The organism is Verrucomicrobiia bacterium (genome assembly GCA_019634625.1).
Taxonomy (GTDB): Bacteria; Verrucomicrobiota; Verrucomicrobiia; order Limisphaerales; family CAIMTB01; genus CAIMTB01.
The window spans coordinates 96,019-114,199 of the sequence record JAHCBA010000020.1 but is presented as its reverse complement, the minus strand read 5'-3'; the positions used below and the strand labels follow the sequence as shown (position 1 = coordinate 114,199).

At 68.6% G+C, this 18,181-nt stretch carries 6 protein-coding genes; 2 read left to right on the top strand and 4 right to left on the bottom strand.

The genetic code is table 11. The annotated features are described in order from the left end of the window. The first annotated feature begins 267 nt into the window (after positions 1-267). Both KF833_13475 and KF833_13470 read left to right on the top strand, forming a co-directional pair. Positions 268-5,148 (top strand): DUF3320 domain-containing protein, encoded by a 4,881-nt coding sequence (locus tag KF833_13475; protein ID MBX3746311.1) that lies wholly within the window; start codon positions 268-270, stop codon positions 5,146-5,148. A gap of 500 nt (positions 5,149-5,648) precedes the next feature. Next, a complete protein-coding gene (locus tag KF833_13470) occupies positions 5,649-11,636 on the top strand; it encodes an immunoglobulin domain-containing protein (protein MBX3746310.1) in 5,988 nt (1,995 codons plus the stop codon). A gap of 175 nt (positions 11,637-11,811) precedes the next feature. On the opposite strand, the gene KF833_13465 is transcribed toward KF833_13470, so the two are convergent. The 4 genes from KF833_13465 to KF833_13450 all read right to left on the bottom strand — a co-directional run bounded on the left by KF833_13465 (position 11,812) and on the right by KF833_13450 (position 18,177). Next, a complete protein-coding gene (locus KF833_13465) occupies positions 11,812-14,235 on the bottom strand; it encodes a von Willebrand factor type A domain-containing protein (protein ID MBX3746309.1) in 2,424 nt (807 codons plus the stop codon). A 15-nt stretch (positions 14,236-14,250) separates the two neighbouring features. Continuing rightward, the gene (locus KF833_13460) at positions 14,251-14,763 is read right to left on the bottom strand and encodes a sigma-70 family RNA polymerase sigma factor (protein MBX3746308.1); all 513 of its coding nucleotides are present in this window, start codon (positions 14,761-14,763) and stop codon (positions 14,251-14,253) included. A 79-nt stretch (positions 14,764-14,842) separates the two neighbouring features. After that, the gene (locus KF833_13455) at positions 14,843-16,267 is read right to left on the bottom strand and encodes a hypothetical protein (GenBank protein MBX3746307.1); all 1,425 of its coding nucleotides are present in this window, start codon (positions 16,265-16,267) and stop codon (positions 14,843-14,845) included. Between the two features lie 56 nt (positions 16,268-16,323). Continuing rightward, positions 16,324-18,177: a BatA and WFA domain-containing protein gene (locus KF833_13450; protein MBX3746306.1), complete on the bottom strand. Its 1,854-nt coding sequence runs from the start codon at positions 18,175-18,177 to the stop codon at positions 16,324-16,326. Positions 18,178-18,181: the final 4 nt, after the last annotated feature.

The following is an 18,181-nucleotide window of genomic DNA, read 5'->3' as shown; positions in this document are numbered from 1 at the left end:
ACCGGGGGCTGGGGTGGAGATGAGGTCGGGCGGTGGAATGGACCGAACAATCGTGCATATGCACGGAGTTTGCGTTGATTAATGGAGGGGCGGGGGAAAAGATGTCGTCGGGTGGGGGTTGGCATGGCAGCGTTCCGCGGCCCGGTCGGGGAGGTGTCCCGTGGAGGGGTGCTCGGAGTCGGGGTGGCGCCCGCATGGGGGCCGTCCGGGTGGGCAGGAAGTCGGCGCCGCCGGAGGGGCGCGCGTCCGGCAGGTCCGAGATCAGCCATGACATTGAGCACGGAACAACTCCTGGAACGCAGCCGACGCGAGTTGCTGGATCTGTCCACACGGAACCGTCTGCTGGCCATTCCGGTGGGGAACCGGTCGGCGCGGGTCATCGAGTTCGACGACGAACGGAGCGAGCAGGTGTTCCGGATCCTGGTGACGGAACGGAAGCCGATGAGTTTTCTGCCGGGCACCGAGGGGCGGAAGGCGGTGGAGCGGGGGGATGGGGCGGTTGGGGCGGATCGGTCGGATCGGTCGGATCGGTCGGAGTCTGAGGAGGCGGGTCTGCCGCAACCCGAGGAGGAGGGGCCCGCGGAGGGTGCGCCGGCGAAGCGGCACACGGATGCGCGGTTGCAGACGCAGTTGTCGCCGGAGCGGCTGCAATCGCGGCTTCTGGGGCTGTACCGGGATGCCCAGACGATGATCGAGGAGCAGGGGGTGAACATTCTGTACCTCGCGCTGGGGCATTTGCGCTGGTTCGAGGCGGACCGGCCGGAGGTGCCGCGTCACGCGCCGCTGGTGCTGGTGCCGGTGGCGATCCGGCGGCGTTCGGCGTCGGACCGGTTCCACCTGCGGTGGCTGGAGGAGGATCCGGAGGAGAATCTGTCGCTGCGGGCCCGGCTGAAGGGGGACTTTGGCATCGATCTGCCGCCGTTTCCGGAGGAGGAGTCGGTGGATTGGATGCGGTACTTCGAGGCGGTGACGGAGGCGGTGAAGGGGATGCCGGGCTGGGAGGTGCATGGTCATGCCATGACCCTGGGGTTCTTTTCGTTCGCGAAGTTCCTCATGTACCGGGACCTCGATCCGGCCGCCTGGCCGGCGGGGAAGGGTCCGGCGGGGCATCCGCTGGTGAGAGCCTTGCTGCGGGACGGGTTTCCGTCGGGCGAACCGCCATTCCCGGAGGATGTGCATCTCGACGAGCTGATCCCATCGGACCGGCTGGATCACGTCGTGGACGCGGATCACTCGCAGAGCCTGGCGATCGAGACGGTGCGACGGGGGCGGAGCCTGGTGATCCAGGGGCCGCCAGGAACGGGCAAGAGCCAGTGCATCGCGAACATCATCGCCACGGCGGTGCTGGACGGGAAGCGGGTGCTGTTCGTGGCAGAGAAGCTGGCCGCCCTGGAGGTGGTCAAGCGGCGCCTCGAGCGCGAGGGATTGGGGGATCTCTGTCTCGAACTTCACAGCAACAAGTCGAACAAGCGGGTGGTCATCGAGGAACTGGGCCGGACCTGGAAGCTGGGCGCCCCGAAGGCGCGCGATGAGAAGGGACCGATCGAGAAACTGGAACGTCAGCGGACGCTCCTCAATGCCCATGCCCGGGCGCTCCATGAACGTCGCGTCCCGGCGGGCATGAGTGCCTTTGAAGCGATCGGGACGCTGGTGCTTCTGGGGGACCGGGGACGCGATGCCGGCGACGCGGCGTTCCCGGGGTCGGAGACCTGGACGCCCGAGGAGCGGCGGGAACGGCGCCAGTTGATCGGGGAACTGGCGGAGCGGATCGAGGACATTGGCCTTCCGTCGGAGCATCCATGGCGGGGGGTGGGTTGCGACGGGTTCCTCGAGATCGATCGCGACCCGGTCGAACGGGGATTGAAGTCGGCCCGGCAGCGGGTGGAGGCGTTGCGGACGGCGATGGACGCGCTGGCGGCGGCGCTGGAGCAGCCGGCGGCGACGGATCTGGCGGGAGCGGAGCGGCATGTCCGAATGGGCCGCCTGGTGGCGGGGGCCCCCGAGGTGGACAAGGCGGCACTGTGCGAAGGCTTGTGGGACGCCGGGCTTGATGGGTTGAACGAGCTGCTGGCGGCGGGAACCGCCTGGAGGAACGCACGGCGCGAACTCGAAGGGCGGGTGGTCGAGGAGGCGTGGTCCCAGGATTTCTCGGATGTGCGGGGTCCCCTGGCGGCGCACGGGCGGTCCTGGCTGCGTTTTCTGAACGGAGACTTCCGGCGTGCCCTGGCGCGGCTGCGTGGCGTTTCGATCGGGGCACCGCCCAAGGGCTTTGAGGAACGGGTGGCGATGGTGGATGCGCTGGTCGCGGGGCAGCGGGCCCTGCGGGCGATCGGGGACGCCGGGGCGCTCGGGCAGGCGGCCTTCGGGGTCCATTGGCGGAGGGAACGGAGCGATTGGGATCAACTGGCCGGGGTGCTCGAATGGGTGCGGGCCCAGCGGGCGGCGGGGATGGGACGCGAGTTCCGGCAGGTGTTCGCGGGCGTGCGTGAGCCGGAACGGCTGTCTGGATTGAGCGAGGACCTGGAGGCCCGGCTGGCGGAGGCGCGTGCCGAGGTGGCGGCAGTGTTCGAGCGATTGCGGGTGGAGACCCGGACGGCCTTCGGGACGGCATCCATCGAGGAGACTCCGGTGGCCGAGCTGGAGGCGCGGCTCGGACTTTGGGGGTCCCGGCTCGATGTCCTGCCGGCCTGGACGTCGTACTTCGGGCGGGCCCGTCTGGCGCGCGAGTGGGGTTGCGGTCCGCTGGTGGAGCTTCTCGAGACGGGAACGGTGCCGACGGCGGAGGCTGTGGAGGGGTTCGACCGGATCGATCTGGGGGCGCGATTGCGGGAGTGGATGGCGGCGGATCCGGCCCTGGGCCGGTTCGACGGGACAGTGCATGCGCGGCAGATCGCGCGGTTCCGGGAGTTGGACCGGGACCGACTCGACCTGGCCCGATACCGGGTGTTGAAGGCGCATTTCGAAGGCATGCCCGGTTCGGGGGGGGCGGTGGGGCCGGTGGGCATTCTGAGGGGGGAGATGGAACGGAAGCGCGGACATCGCACGGTGCGGCGTCTGCTGCGGGACGCCGGTTCGGTGGCCCAGGCGATCAAGCCGGTGTTCATGATGAGTCCGCTGTCGGTGGCGCAGTTTCTGGATCCGGGCGCGGTGGAGTTCGATCTGCTGGTGGTGGACGAGGCGAGCCAGGTGCAGCCGGTGGACGCGCTGGGTGCCATGGCGCGCTGCCGCCAGATGGTCGTGGTGGGGGACAGCCGGCAGTTGCCGCCGACGCGGTTCTTTTCGCGGCTGACCTCGGAGGAGACGGGGTCCGACGACGACGAAACCGGCGATGGCACGGTGGAGGCGAAGGACGTTGAGAGCATTCTGGGGCTGTGCTGCGCGCGCGGTCTCCCGCAGAGCCTGCTGCGATGGCATTACCGGAGCCGTCATCACTCGCTCATCGCCGTGTCGAACCGGGAGTTTTATGACAACCGGCTCTACATCGTGCCCAGCCCGCGGGCGCGATCGGCGGGTCTGGGCCTCGGGTTCCGGCCGGTGGCGGATGGGGTGTTTGACACCGGGGGGACGGGGTCGAACCGGATTGAGGCGCGGGAAGTGGTGCGGGCGGTGATCGAGCACGCCCTGCGGTCACCTGAGCTGAGCCTGGGGGTGGCCGCGTTCTCCGTGCGTCAGCAGCAGGCGATCGTCGATGAACTCGAACGCGTTCGGCGCGAGAACCCTGACCTCGAGGCGTTCTTCGTCCGCGACTCCGCCGAGCCGTTTTTCGTGAAGAATCTCGAGAACGTCCAGGGCGACGAGCGGGACGTCATGTTCATTTCGGTGGGTTATGGGCGCGGCGCGGACGGGCGGCTTGCGATGCGGTTCGGGCCGCTGGGGGCGGAGGGCGGGGAGCGGCGGTTGAACGTGCTGATTTCAAGGGCGCGGCGGCGCTGCGAGGTGTTTGCATCGATCCTGCCCGAGGACATCGACCTGGAACGCGCCTCCGGACGGGGAGTGGCGGCACTGCGGACCTTCCTCGAGTACGCGAGGTCCGGCCGGATCGAGGCGGCATCCCGCGATCAAGGGGACGAGGGGGCGGCCTTCGAGCGGGCGGTGCGGCAGGCGGTTGAGTCGCTGGGGCATGCGGTGGATCCGCGGGTGGGGGTGGCGGGGTGTTTCATCGATCTGGCCGTGCGCCATCCCGACCGGCCGGATGACTACCTGCTCGGCATCGAGTGCGATGGCGTTTCGTACCGGGACGCCCGGTCGGCGCGGGACCGGGACCGGTTGCGGCAGGCGGTGCTGGAGAGCCACGGCTGGCATCTGCACCGGATCTGGGCGGCCGACTGGTCCCAGGGGGGCGTTGAGGCGCTGCGCAGGGTGCGGGATGCGATCCGGCGGGCGGTCCATGACGAGGGGGCAACGGACCAAGAGGGCGAAAAGGACCCACCGGCGGGCGGTGCCTCCGCGGTGCCTGCCAACGGGGCGGTCGAACGTGAGGCGGCTGGGGAAGCGCGGGTGGCGGACGAGGTCACGGTACCCTACCGCGAGGCCAACTTCGCCGTAAGCAAGCGAAGGCCGAACGAGATCCCGGTGGGGGACCTGACGCGGGTGGTCCTGCGGATCATCCGGGAGGAGGGGCCGATCCACGAGGAGGAGGTGGTGGCGCGGGTGCGGGATCTGTGGGGATTGCCCAAGGCCGGGGTCACGGTTCAGGAGGCGGTCTCGGCGGCATTGCGCTCGGCGGAGGCGTCGAAGGTCCTTGAATGGGAGGGACCGTTTGCGGCGGTGGCCGGGGCGCCGGTGAGGATTCGCAACCGGGAGGCCGTCGTTGTGCCCGGGGTGCGTCGGGCGGAACGGGTGCCCCCTGCGGAGGTTCGCGCGGCGATCCTGGCGCTGGTGGAGGCGCACCATGGCGCGGCGCGGGACGAGGTGCCGGTCGGGGTGGCGCGCTGGCTGGGGTTCAAGGTCACACCGGCCCCGCTTCGGGCGGTCATCGTGGAACAGGTGACCGCGCTGGTGGAGCGGGGGGAACTGGGGGAGAGCGAGGGGATGCTGAAGCGCCTCGAGCCGATGTCTCCGGAGCGGGGAGAGGGGGAACCGCCGGTATTGCCTTCGGAAGCCGGGGAGGGTCCCGCCGAGGTGCGGGATGAGGACCTCCCGAGGTGAAGGGCCGGCCCAAAGGCGGCGCTCGAAACGGTGTGCCTGCGGGTTCGAGGACGAGGACGAGTACCGGCCTTCGGGCTGAGTACGAGTCCCTGGGAGGGGGAAAGGGTGTGGTGCAATGGATTGAGGACTCGCGGAGCTCGTCCCTCCGAAGGGAGAAGCGGGTGATGAGATCGGAGGGCCGAGTTCCACGAGGCCGCAGGGTGGGGTGCAATGGATTGAAGACTCGCGGAGCTCGTCCCTCCGATTCGCTGGCTCAGTACCGACAACTTAGGGATGCGCCCGAGGCGCGGGCTCCCTCACAATCCCATTGACCCGGCCCAGACAGTGTGGGAGTGAGACCTTGAATGATTTCATGTGATGATCGTGCTTCCGTCCCTCCGTGGCACGGTCGGATTCTCGCGGTGGTGGCGAGGGTGACGTCCGCGTTCGGGTTCGCGTCTGCCATTGTCCGCCGGAATGGGAGGAGGCTCGCTGGCTGGGGTGGGGTGCTGTCCTGGGTTGTGACGTCCGCGGTCCTGGGCTTTCCGCCGGCATCCGCGCTGGGCCAGACTGTTTCGACCGGGGGAAGGCAGATCCGGCAATTGCTGGCCGACCCGCTTCGGCCCGTGGTGTATGGATTGAACGACGGGGCGGGTGGGAATGCCTCCCTGATCGCCTTCAACGCGACGAACGGAATCCTCGAGCGGGAAACGGTCCTGGCCGCGAATCCCCACGCGATGGCCGCCTCGCCGATCGAGGGCGCCCTGTATGTCATTCATTTCGGGTCGGACCAGATCGTGCGGGTGAACCTCGATTCGATGGCCATTGATGCCACGCGCGCCTTTGTCGCCCCGGGGAACTGGCAGGGTTCGGCGGAAGTCCGGTACCGGTTGTATGTGCGAGCGCCGGGGGAATTGATCTACACGGACGGTCAGTGGGCGCCGATGGCGCACCTTTTCGAGTTTGCGCGGGGCGTGGGGTCCTACGCGTTTTCCGTGGGGGACTTTGGGGTGGGCGGGCTGGCCGTGGGTCGGGACGGGAGGACGGCCTACGCATGGGGACAGTACGGCTGGAGTGCGGGGATTGCGGTCTCGCAACTGGCCCGGTTGGAGCTCGCTGAATCAGGAGCCCGATGGATGGCGGCGTCCCCGCAGAACCTGGGACGGGACCCGCTCGACACCCCGGTACTGCTCACGCTCAACGAGGATCGGGTGTTCATCAAAGACCGGGTTTTCCGAACCGACGACCTGGAGCAACCCACGCAGACCTTCGCCGAGAACATTTACGCCATCAGCCTGCACGGCGAACTCGCGGTGGGGACATCGCGCGTCTTCGACGGTCGATCGGGCGCCGTGCTGGCGAACCTGCCGGCGCACTCGACGGTGTCGGCGTTTACCGGCGACCAGCGGACGCTGTTCATCTTTGATCCGGAGCACGCCATGCTCCGGCTGGTTCCTGTGGCGCCGATCGCGACCGTCGCGGATGGCACGCTGGTTCCGACGCCGTCCGACGGCGCCTGGGTTGCCTCCAACCTGGTGCGCCTAACCTGGACGCATGCCCCGGTGGCGGCCTGGTACGATGTGTATCTGGGAATGGATGCCGCGGAGGTGGCGGTCGCCGGCCCGGGATCGCCGCTGCATTTGACCCGCACCCTGCGGAACGAGGTGCTGCTGACCAACGCCCCGAGCGTGGGGCAGCGGCATCATTGGCGGGTCGATGCAGGGACCCCTGTGTCCGTTGGAAAGGGAGCGGTCTGGAGCTTCGACGTGGCTCCGATTGCGGTGGATCCTGCGGGAATCCGGGTTGGGGCCATCGTCGGGCATTCGCCCCGTGCGGTCATGACGACGATCCGGGCGCCGGCGGACCTTTCATGGAATGTCGAGGCGGATGAGTCGTGGTTGGGAGTGGAGCCGCAGGAAGGCCGCGGATCCGGCGTGCTGCGCCTGGCTTTGGACACCGGGTCGCTGCCCGCGGGCGTCCACACGAATGGGATCCGGATCCGGGCGGGCGAGGCGGTGTTGAAGGCGGACGTGGTGGTGGATGTGCAACCGCTGCGATTGAGCCGGCTGGTGGCGGATCTGTCGCGGCCATACCTGTACGGACTTCAGGCCCCGTCGGCCGGGGATCCGCGCCACTCGATCGTGATCCTCCATGCGGAGACCGAACGGATCGAGCACCTCATTCCGGTGGGCCGGAACCCGACCGACATGACGCTCCACTACGGCGAGGACCGATTGTACGTGACGGACTGGGGGGGGCCGCAGGCGCACTTCATCGAGCTGGGGTCCCCGGACGTGGCGCGCACCCTGCCGATGGACCCCGATGCCTACCGGATCAATGCCGGTCGTCCGGGGCGGTTGATCGTGGAGGGGTACGACCAGTGGGTCCAGGGCTACCTGTGGGACACGACCACCGGTGCACGGGTGACCGACCTGCCGTGGCCGATTCGGGCGGGGGACGGGGAGTCCAGCCCGGACGGGCGTCACTACTACCATGCCGACCATGACATTTCGAATGCCCGGATTCACAAGTACGAGATCGCCGATGACATCCCGCGGGCGGTGGGCACCAGTGTGGAACGTCCGTCGGGTTCCAGAAACCTGGTCATGAGTCCGGATGGATCCCGGCTTTTCTGGAAGGGCTACGTGTACGACTCCGACTTGAGCGAGATCCGGCAGTTGGGCGAGGAGATCCACGGTGCCAGTCTGAGGGGTGAGCTGGCTTTCAGTTCCCGGCGTGCCTACAACGTGGCCAACGGGGAGGCGGTGTTTCAACTGCCGTTCGAGACCTCCGTCCTGGCTGTCTCGGGCGCCCAGGACAAGCTGTTCCTTTACAATCCCGCCACGGAACGCCTCGTCGTCGTGCCGACCCGGGATATCGCCCCGATTCCGGACGGAGGCTTGATACCGCTGCCGGCGGACGGGGCCACGGTGAATGTCCCCCTGACCCGGCTCGCCTGGTCCATGAGTCCTCCGGCTCTGAGTTACCGGGTGTATCTGGGGATGGAGGCGGCGGCTGTGGCGTCGGCCACGCCGGACTCGGAGGAGTATCTGGGCAGCACGAACGTTCCCGCGATGACACTCGTGGCGCCGCTCGATCGAGGCAGGACCTATTCCTGGCGGGTGGACCAGGTTGCGTTCGCGGGGGAGCGTCGGGGAGCGGTCTGGTCGTTCGACACGGCACCCTTTCGGGCGGGGCCGCAGGCAATCTCGATCCGGGCACTGACGGGCGCCCCGATCCCGCAGGCGACGGTGGTCATTGACATGCCGGACGCGACGATGGAATGGCGCCTGAGCGTGAGTGTCCCGTGGATGGAGGCTTCGCGGGAAGCGGGGACGGGCACGGAGGTTGTGACGTTGCGGGTGGACCCGTCGGGAATACGACCGGGCACGATGACCGCGGAGGTCCGGATTACCGGGGGAGGTTCGACGGTGGTGGTTCCCGTGACACTGGAGGTGGTGGCCCTCCGCCTGACGCAGTTGGTGGCGGATCGCGAGCGGCCCCGGGTGTACGGGCTGCATCCCGGCACCGCCGGCGAGGACGATGCGTACCTGGTGGTCATCGACACCGTCAGCGAGCGCATCGAACGGGTGGTGCCGGCGGGGGCGAATCCGACGGACCTGTCGATCGGGTACGCTGAGAATCGGTTGTATGTCGCCGACTGGCAGCGGGACGGGGTGCGGGTCTTCGACCTGGAGACGTGGGCGGAACTGGCATCGCTTCCGTTGGGGCCGGATGTTTACCGGGTGAACGCGGGGCCGGCGGGGAGGCTGGTGGTGGAAGGGCACGACCAGTGGGTCAGGATGCGGCTGGTGGACACGGCCGGGGGGCACGTGCTGGGAGACATCATGGTTCGCGAGGGTGACGGCGAGTACTCACCCGACTTGAAGTTCTACTATCACGGCGACAACAACTCCTCCGGAGCGACGATCCGGAAGTTTCGGATCGAGGGCGATGCCTTCGAGCCCGTTGCGACCAGCATCAACATCGGGTTCGGTTCGCGCAATCTGGTGATGAGCGAATACGGTTCGAGGATCTTCTGGGTGGGCGGCATGTTCGACGCGGAGCTGGCGTACCTGGGGGCGATCGGGGGTGAGGTGTATGCCGCCACGGCGGACGGAGGGTACGCCTTTGGGTCGAATCAGGTGTGGGACACGGAAGGACGCAGCGTGGCTTACCGGCTTCCGTTCGCGTCCACCGTGCAGGCGGTGGCCACGTCCGTCGGCAAGCTGTTCGCCTTTGATCCGGCGTCGGCGCGGGTGGTCGCGGTAGGATTGGGCGTCATCACGAACCGCGCCCCGGTGGCCAGCAATCTGGTGATCACGACCGAGGAGGACGTGCCGGTTCCCATTGAACTGAGGGCGGTCGATCCGGAAGGGGATCCCATCGAGTTTCAGGTGCTCAGTGAGCCCAGGCATGGCGTGCTGAGCGGCACCGGCGCCGGGCGCCTGTATTCGCCCGGGCTGGATTTCCACGGGGTGGACAGCTTCACCTATGTCGCCCGGGACGCCCACCGGACATCGGCGGTGGCGACGGTGACGGTGGTGGTGACACCGGTCAACGACGCGCCGGTGGCCTATGGCCGGGAGGCGTTCGTTCCCGCCGGAGGTGAGCGGTTGATCGTGCTGGCGGGGTCGGATGTGGAGGGGACGCCCCTGACGTATCGGATCGAGGAGGCGCCAGCGCACGGCACGCTGAGGGGGGTGCCGCCCGAGGTGGTGTATGTGGCGACGCCTGGATTCGAGGGCACGGACTCCTTTTCGTACACGGTCTCGGATGGAGAATTGAGGTCCAGTCCGGCCATCGTGGCCTTGCGGATCGAGACGCCTGAATGCCGGGCATTGGACGGGGCGCTGGCAGCTTTGTGGTCTGGGGAAGGGCAACCGTTCGATCGGGTCGGCGGGATGGACGCGGAGCCATTCGGTGACGTCACCTATGCGCCTGGCCGGAGCGGGCAGGGGTTCCGATTGGGATCGGACGGGGGCTTCCTTCGGATTCCGCCGCATGCCCGACTGTCGTTGGGAGCCATGGGCGCCGGCTTCACGGTGGATGCCTGGCTGCGGGTCGAGGGGGATCCGGGCACGCGGATCCTGTTGGGCTGGGGGACCAACGATACGCCGGCCGTCCTGAAGCGACTGGTCCGTTTCCAGGGCGGCATGGCGATCGAGGCGGTTTTCCGTTCGAGTGCCGGGCAGGTGTCCTCGATTCGATCGCCTGGGTTCGAGTGGGGCGAGGGATTTCACCATGTGGCCCTTGCCTTCGACGCACCGTCGGGTATCGCGACACTGTATCGAAACGGAACGGTGGCGGCGGTGGGTTCGGTCGGGTTTGCGCTGCCGGCGCGGGTCGAACCGATCCACCTGGGAGGCTGGCCCGGGGCCCTGACCGGATACCAGGGGGTGCTGGACGAGGTGGCGATCCATTCCAGGCCCCTTCCGGCGGAGGAAGTGCGGGCGATCTTCGATGCAGACCATGCCGGGCGCTGTCTTGAAGCGCGGTTTCCAGTCATCCTGGTGCCTCCTCAGCCGGTCCAGGTGGGTGTCGGGGCGAGTGTTCAGTTCTCCGTGGAGGCGGCGGGCAGCGGGCCGCTGGAGTATCAGTGGCGACGGGATGGTGTGGTCCTTCCCGGGGCGGTCCACGCCCGACTTGAGCTGGCAGGCGTCCGGGAGGGCGACGCGGGCCTGTACACCGTGGTGGTCCGCAATGCGTTGGGTGAAGCGACGAGCGAGCCGGTGGCACTGCGTGTGGCACTGGTGGCGAACGGCGGGTTCGAGGAGGGCGGGCTCGAGGGCTGGATCCTGGATGAGTTGAGCGATCCGGTACGGGCGGCGACGGTGGGTCCGGCGGGGAGGACGGTCTGGTCGAGCTTCTTCCGGACACAGCCGGCGGAAGGGACTCGCAGCCTGATGCACGGCTGGGATGCGGGTGTTGCCGGAGTGTTGCGTCTTTCGCAACCGATCGCGGTGCCGGCGGCGGGGGCGGTGTTGAGCTTCCGCTACCGGGCCGCGTGGGATTTGCAGTCGTTCGGCACTTCGAGCTATCCGCGGGTCTTTCGGGTGGCGGTGTTGGGCGTGCCGGAGGCCAACCTGTTGCTCTCCCAGAACATTCTGGTTGCATTGCCGAACACCGTGGTCAACGACACCGGCTGGCAGGTCGGGACCTTGGATCTGGGGGATTTCGCGGGGACCGCCGTGATGCTGAGGTTCGAGTGGACGGTGCCGGAACCGCTGATCGGCCCCGGGCAATTCGAGTTGGATGACGTGCGTGTCGTACCCGGAGCCATGCGGCCGAGCCTGGCGGTGACGAACCTGCACCATCGGGCGGATGGCGAGGTGAGGATCACGTATCGGGAGGCTGTGGGGGAGCGTTGGCGGGTGCAGGTGTCGTCGGACCTCCGGACGTGGCAGGTGTTGGGCGAAGGGGACCGGGACGGTTCAGGCCGCGTCGAGGTCGGCGACCCGGGGGCAATCGGAGAGGCGTTCCGGTTCTACCGTCTGGTGGGAGAGTAAGGTGGGGAGGCGTCGCATTCTGAATTCCACGCCATGAATTTCCTACCCGCCCCCCCCGCGCATCGCGGCGAAGGACGTGCCCCCGCAAACAGGTCTGTCATGCCGACCGTTGGGCCCGATCCGTCGATCTTGCGAGACTTACGCTCCAGGCATCCCTCGAATCCGCCAAGCCGGGTTAGTGATTTTGGGGGACGAGCTGGCGGGCCTTGTTGACGAGGGTGAGGAATTCGGCGCGGGCTCCGTCGGGATCGGCGCCGAGGGCGCCGCGGGCCCAGTGGAGGATCTGGTCCAGGTGGGGATCGCGGCCTGGAGAGGGCTGGCGGAGGCTGTTGGCGAAGGCGGCGACGGCGGCGGCGAAGCGGAAGTCGATGGAGGCCTGGTCGAAGGACCGGTCGGCATCGGTGACGGAGTGTTCCTGCTGGCGGCTGGGGGAGCCTTCGGGGCGCTGGTAGCGGAGTTTGAGGGTGAGGAGTTCCTGGCTGGGGACGAGCCGGGATGGGACGGGGGCGGGGGCGGTCACGGGTTCCTGGTACTTGAGGGGACCGACGGCGGCGGGGATGTCGAGTCCGGCGGGGACCAGTTCATAGAGGACGGTGACCGAGTGGCCGGCGCCGACCTCGCCGGCATCCCGGGAGTCGTCGAGGAAGGCCTCGTGGGGGAGGAGTCGTTTCTCGTAGCCGATGAGGCGCCAGGCGGCGACGCGGCCGGGATTGAACTCGACCTGGGCCTTGGCGTCGCGGGCGACGGTGACGAGGGTGGCGTCCATCTGGTCCACCAGGACGCGGCGGGTTTCCTCGAAGGAATCGAGGTAGTGGTAGGTGCCGTTGGCGCGGTTGGCGAGGCGGCGCATGAGGGCGTCCTTGTAGTTGTCGGTGCCGACGCCGAGGGTGGTGAGGAAGATGCCGGAACGGGCCTCCTCCTCGACGAGGCGGACGAGGTCGTCGGCGTTGCGGAGGCCGACGTTGAAGTCGCCATCGGTGCAGAGGAGGATGCGGTTGATGCCATTGGGGATGAAGTGCTGGCGGGCGACGCGGTAGGCTTCGCGGATGCCGCCTTCGCCGTAGGTGGAGCCGCCGGCCTGGAGGGAATCGATGGCGGCGAGGATGGTTTCCTTGTGTTCGCCCGGGGTGCTTTCGAGGCGGACGCCGGCGGTGCTGGCATAAGTGACGATGGCGATGCGGTCGGTGGGGGCGAGGCGTCGGGCGAGGGCGTGGAGGCCCTGTTTGAGGAGGGGGAGACGTTCCGGGGGCGCCATGGAACCGGAGACATCGACGAGGAAGACGAGGTTGGCGGGGGGCCTGGGGCCGGAGAGGGGACGCGCGTGGAGGGCGATGCGGACCAGGCGGTGACGGGGGGCCCAGGGGCAGGAGGCGACTTCGACCTCGATGCCGAAGGTGTCGTCGCCGCGGGGTTCGGGGAGGCGGTATTGGAAGTAGTTGATGAGTTCCTCGGCACGGACGGCGCCGGGCGGAGGGAGACGGCCGGCGTTGAGGAAGCGGCGGACATTGGCGTAGGAGCCGGTGTCCACGTCGAGGGCGAAGGTGGAGAGCGGTTCGTTGCGGGCCGGGAGGAAGGGGTTGGTGCCGACATCGAGGTAACCGGGGTTGTCGGAGGGGACGGCCCGGGACGGTTCCGGGCGGAAGGGCCAGTCGCGGGAGACCGACTCCTGTTCACGAGAGGGGGTCAGATCGGCGCCGAAGGAAGGCTCCCGTCCGAGCTGGGTCAGTGCCGGGAGCGGTTGGGTTGCGGGCACGGGCGAGGCTGGGGAAGCGGACAGGGAACGGCCCAAGGTCAGAGTGCGGCTTTCGGCCCTGGGTTCGGCGGTTTGGGGGGCGAGCCCGTAGCGGTTCCCTGGGGCGATATGGAAAAGGGTGTCCGGGGTGGGATGTGGGCTCGAAGGGGTGGCTGGCGGGGGTGAGGCGGACGGCTCGATCGCCGGCCGGGGTGTCGTGCCGGGGAAGAGCCCGTAGCGGCGCATGAGTTCCGGGGAAAGGGGACTGGCGGCGGACCGGGGTGGGGCGGCGGTGGGGGTGGGGCTTGGGCTGACGAGGGTGACTCCCCGGGATTGCGGGGGAGGCGTGGGGGGATCCGAGGGCTGGGGGGTGGGATCAACGGCGAAGGCGGGAGAGGGGGGAGCCTGGGAATCGGGGGGCAGGGCGATTGGTTCCGGGTCGGGTGCGGAGTGTTTGGCGAGCGTCAGGTTGGGGGCGCTGGGGGACAGGTTGCGAAGGTTCCAGGCGGCCCAGATGCCGGCCACGGCCACGAGTGCGGCGGCGGCGGCGAGGGTTCCGATCACCCAGGAAGAATCGCGCCAGCGGGCGATGGGGACGGGGATGAGGATGGGGGTATCGGTGCCGGGGATGGAGGAAGGGGCGGGGTCCCGGGGGACCTGAGCGAGCCGGTCGGGGAAGGTGGCCTCGATGGCCGGGGCGGGTTCGCTGGCGAGCGCCTCGGTCCAGTGGTTGGCGGCGGCTCGGATGTCCTCGAGTTCCTGGCGGGCTTCCGGCGAGGTGGCGAGGAGGGCTTCGAGGTGTTCGCGTTCGGCGGGGTCCAGTTCGCCGAGGGCGTAGGCGGTGAGGCGGGGATCGTCGAGATGCATGGTGAAGGGAGTGGGTTAGAGGGCTTGGAGCATGCGGCGGCGGAGGGTCTTGAGGGCGGAGTGGAGGATGAAGCCGACGTTGGCGACGCTGAGGCGGGTGATTCCGGCGATTTCGGCGTAGCTGAGGCCGGCCTGGAATTTCAGGCGTACGACCTCCTGTTGGCGGGGCGGGAGGGAGCGGAGAAGTTCGAGGGCGAGGCGGGCGGTGTCGTGGTGTTCGGCGGCGGCATCCGGCGACGGGTCCGGGTGGAGCGCTTCGATTTCATCCGGCCCGGGGAGTGCGGTGAGGCGGCTGTGGTGGCGTTGCATATCGAGGGCGCGGTTGCGGCAGACGGTGAAGAGCCATTCGGCGAGGTGGCCATCGAGCTGGCCCGGGTCAGCGCGGCAAAGGCGGACGAAGGTGTCCTGAACGACATCGCGGGCGGTATCGGGATCGCCGACGATGCTGGCCGCGTAGCGGGCCAGGGCGGGTCCGTAGCGGGCGAGGGCGACGTCGATCCAATCCGGGCTGTCGGGCAGTGACTCCATGCGTGGGCCGGTGGGCTCCACAGGGAACAACGGGCGGGCCGGCAAATCCTTAGAAGGAGATTTGCGCGGGGCGGGTGGGTCAGGCGGAGCCGGTGAGGGGTTTGAGGTCGGCGCGGACCGTCTGGTAGGAGGTGTTGTAGGCGAGGGCCCTGGGGTCGGGGACGGTGCCGGAACGGTCGCAGGCGGCCTGGTAGAGGTCGGGCCACCAGTTGCGGTGGGCGGTCAGGCCTTCGTCCTTCCAGCGGTTCCAGTCCATGAGGACGCGGGACCAGCAGGCGTCACCGAACTCGACGGCCTTGCGCGGGTCACCCATCTCGCTGACGTACCAGTCGCGGCCGACGCGGGCATGGAGGACTTCGTCGGCCCAGTCGTAGTCCTGGAAGAGAGTGGCGAGGGGATGACCGGCGGCCTGGGCGACCTCCCATTCGAAGCGTTTGCCGTTCCTGGGCATGAGACCTTGTTCGATGAAATAGAGGACGGCGTGGCGTTCGAGGGGACGGAGCTGGGTATTGAGGCCGAGGGACCAGGTGAAATTGACCATGACCTTGGAGGGCCAGTCGATGTTGAGGCTGACGAAGCCGACTTCGCCCATCATGGCGTGACGCGCCTCGTCCCAGAGCTGGCGGGTCATGTCGCGGTAGTAGGCCCAAGGTTTTCCGGGGGTTTCGGCGATGATGCTGGCCATCATTTCGGGGACATCGATTTCGCGAAGCCGCTTGTAGAACATCATCAGCGTCTTCGCTTCCGGGGGGAGGTCGGGGTCGTAGAGGAAGACCTCGGCATTGACGCCCATGTTGTAGGGGTCGGCGAAGCGTTCGTCGCGGCGCGGGGTGCCGTCGTAGCGGAAGGGGCGGAGGGAGTAGTGCGGGGCGAGGGGGCAGGGGACGGGTGCGGCGGTGCCATCGAGGCCGCCGGCGGCGGCGAGGAGGGCGTCGAGGAGATCGAGCCAGGGGGCGTCCTGGGGGGAGGATGGCGGGGGAATCAGGGTGGCGAGGACCTGCCGGCCGTAGAGGCGCATGGCTTCGAGTTCGAGGCGGGCGAAGCGAAGGATGCGGATCGAGGGATGATCGGCGAGGGGGTGGGTGTCGCGGAGGTGGGCGGCGATGGCGTCGTCGAGGGCGGGAATGGCCTTGAGGTAGAGGCCGAGGAGGAGTTCCCCGGTGGAGGGGGCCATGAGGATTTCGTTGAAGAAGGATTCGAGGGAGGCATCGGGGACGACATCGAGGCCGAGAGGGGGTTCCCGCATTTCCCCGACGCGCTGGCGGAGGGCGGTGGCGTGTTCGGCGCAGTAGTGGGCGTGCAGGCTGAAGGCCATCTTCAGTTCGTACACGGGTTCGGCGGTCAAGCGGGCGATGAATGCGTGATGGAGGCGTTTGAAGGCGTAGTGGAATCGCTTCAGGCGTCTCACGCACTCCTCGACCGACAGGCCGGTGGTCATGGCGTCTTCGAAGGAGGCGAGCCCGGCGAGGGGTGGCAGGGGGTGGGAGGGACGCGGAGCGTTCATGGTGGAGGAAGGATGGTGGAGGCGGGTGGACGGCGGAATTCCCAAACGCGGGGGGTTCAGGTTCTACGGTGCTGGAACCAGGCTTCGAGCAGGAGGATGGCCAGGGCGGCGGCGGCGAACCCTCGCCAGCGTTCCTGCGGGGCGGAGGGAAGGGCTGAGGCGGCGACAGGGGGATGGGCGGAGGTCTGCCATGGGATGGGCCGGGGGGTGGTATCGCTTTCAACGGGATCGATGGCCTGCACGGCGACCGTGGTTTCCCCACCGGGCCAGCGGAAGCGATACAAGCCCTGGCGATCGGTGCGGGCGTAGGCCACCTGGGGCGCACCGGGTGAGTAGGGGACTTCCTGCCAGTCCTCCCCGGGAGGTTGGATTTCGAGGCGGGCGGCGGACTGGGGCGGTTGCAGCCGGATGGGTTCACCCGCCCGGATATTGAGGGCGGCAGACCGGGCGGCGTGGGGATGGAGCCATTGGATGGCGTTGGCGATGAAGACCGGGAAGGAGACGCGCAGGGGCCAGGTGGTGTCGAGGAGGTCGAACCCCAGCCAGAGAATGCGCTGGGATCGGTGCTGTCCGGCGAAGGCCACGGGGCCCTGAGGCGTATCGATCAGGGCGTTGCCCCAGGGTGGGAGGGTGGCGGTGCTGGCCTTGGCAATGGCCACGGCGTCGAGGCCGACGAAGCGCAGGACGGGATGGCCCGCCTGCCAATCGACGATGGCCGGGTTCGACACGGGTTCGGTCTGGTCGAACCAGTCCGGTGGGGAGGCGGCGATGGCCAGCAGGTTGGCCGAGGGCCACGGGGAGGGGGTCAGGCCGTCGAGGATGACGATATCCCAGTCCGCGGGGCTGTCGGGGCTGTCGGGGGTGTCGGGGAAGTCCTGGACCACGGTGAGGGCGACTGGGCCGCTGGCAAGAATGGCCCGTTGGAGGAACGCGTTCCCGCGGGTGGCGAGGAGGATGCGCGCTGGGACGGGTGGGGGGCTGACGACGGAGGCGTGGTTATCCACGGCGAGGTCATCGGGGGCATCATGACGGACGGTGAAGACCTCGACGGGCCACGGAGTGACGTTGAAGACGACGGAGGCTGAGGCTCCTGCATCCAGGGAGACGGTCCGGACGGCGACATTTTCGGTGCCGGCGGCGAGGGTGACGGACGTTTCGACCGGATCGGGGGTGAGGTTGACCAGGCTGGCGAGCAGGGTGCGTTGGGCGGGGTTTTCGGGATGCGGGCGGACCTCGAGGGAGGTGAAGGCGACGTTGCGGCGACGGACGCCGACGGGATGGAAGACCGCGGGCAGGGCCGGGGCGGGGGAGGCATCGAGGCCGGCGAGGGCTCCATCGCTGAACAGGTGGATTTCGGCGCCTTCGACGTTGCGGATCAGGCTCTCGGCAAGCCGCAGCGCGTCTCCGATCCGGGCCGGGCCATCGGTGACCTGGCAGGCGTCGAGGGCACGCCGGAGGGCGGTGCGGTCGGAAGTGGGCGCCTGGCGGACCAGGACGCCCGGGCCCGCCTGGAGGATGGCGAGGGTTTGGTGGGGGCCGAGACCCTGCACCCAGCGATGGGCCTCGGCGCGGGCGGCTTCGAAGCGGGAGGGCAGGACATCGGTGCTCTGCATGGAGGCGGAGGCGTCGAGGATGAGCACGCGCAGGGGGCTTGGGGTGGCGGTGGAAGAGCTGAGGGGACGCGCGAGGGCGAGCACGGCGAGGGCGAGCAGGAGGATCTGGAGCAGGAGGAGCCATTGGGCACGCAGCCGCTGCCAGGGGGATTGGGCGCGGGTGTCGGCGAGGTGGCGGTCCCAAAGGACGGTGCTGGGGACGGGGTGGGTGCGATGCCGACGTTTGAGGAGATGGAGGAGGACGAGGGCAGGGATGGAGAGGGCGAACCAGAGGGCGAGCGGGGCGAGGAAGGACATGCCT

Coding starts and splice junctions, on each gene's coding strand:
- KF833_13475 (MBX3746311.1), top strand. CDS start 268: ATGACATTGAGCACGGAACAACTCCTGGAACGCAGCCGACGCGAGTTG.
- KF833_13465 (MBX3746309.1), bottom strand. CDS start 14,235: ATGCATCTCGACGATCCCCGCCTCACCGCCTACGCCCTCGGCGAACTG.
- KF833_13460 (MBX3746308.1), bottom strand. CDS start 14,763: ATGGAGTCACTGCCCGACAGCCCGGATTGGATCGACGTCGCCCTCGCC.
- KF833_13455 (MBX3746307.1), bottom strand. CDS start 16,267: ATGAACGCTCCGCGTCCCTCCCACCCCCTGCCACCCCTCGCCGGGCTC.
- KF833_13450 (MBX3746306.1), bottom strand. CDS start 18,177: ATGTCCTTCCTCGCCCCGCTCGCCCTCTGGTTCGCCCTCTCCATCCCT.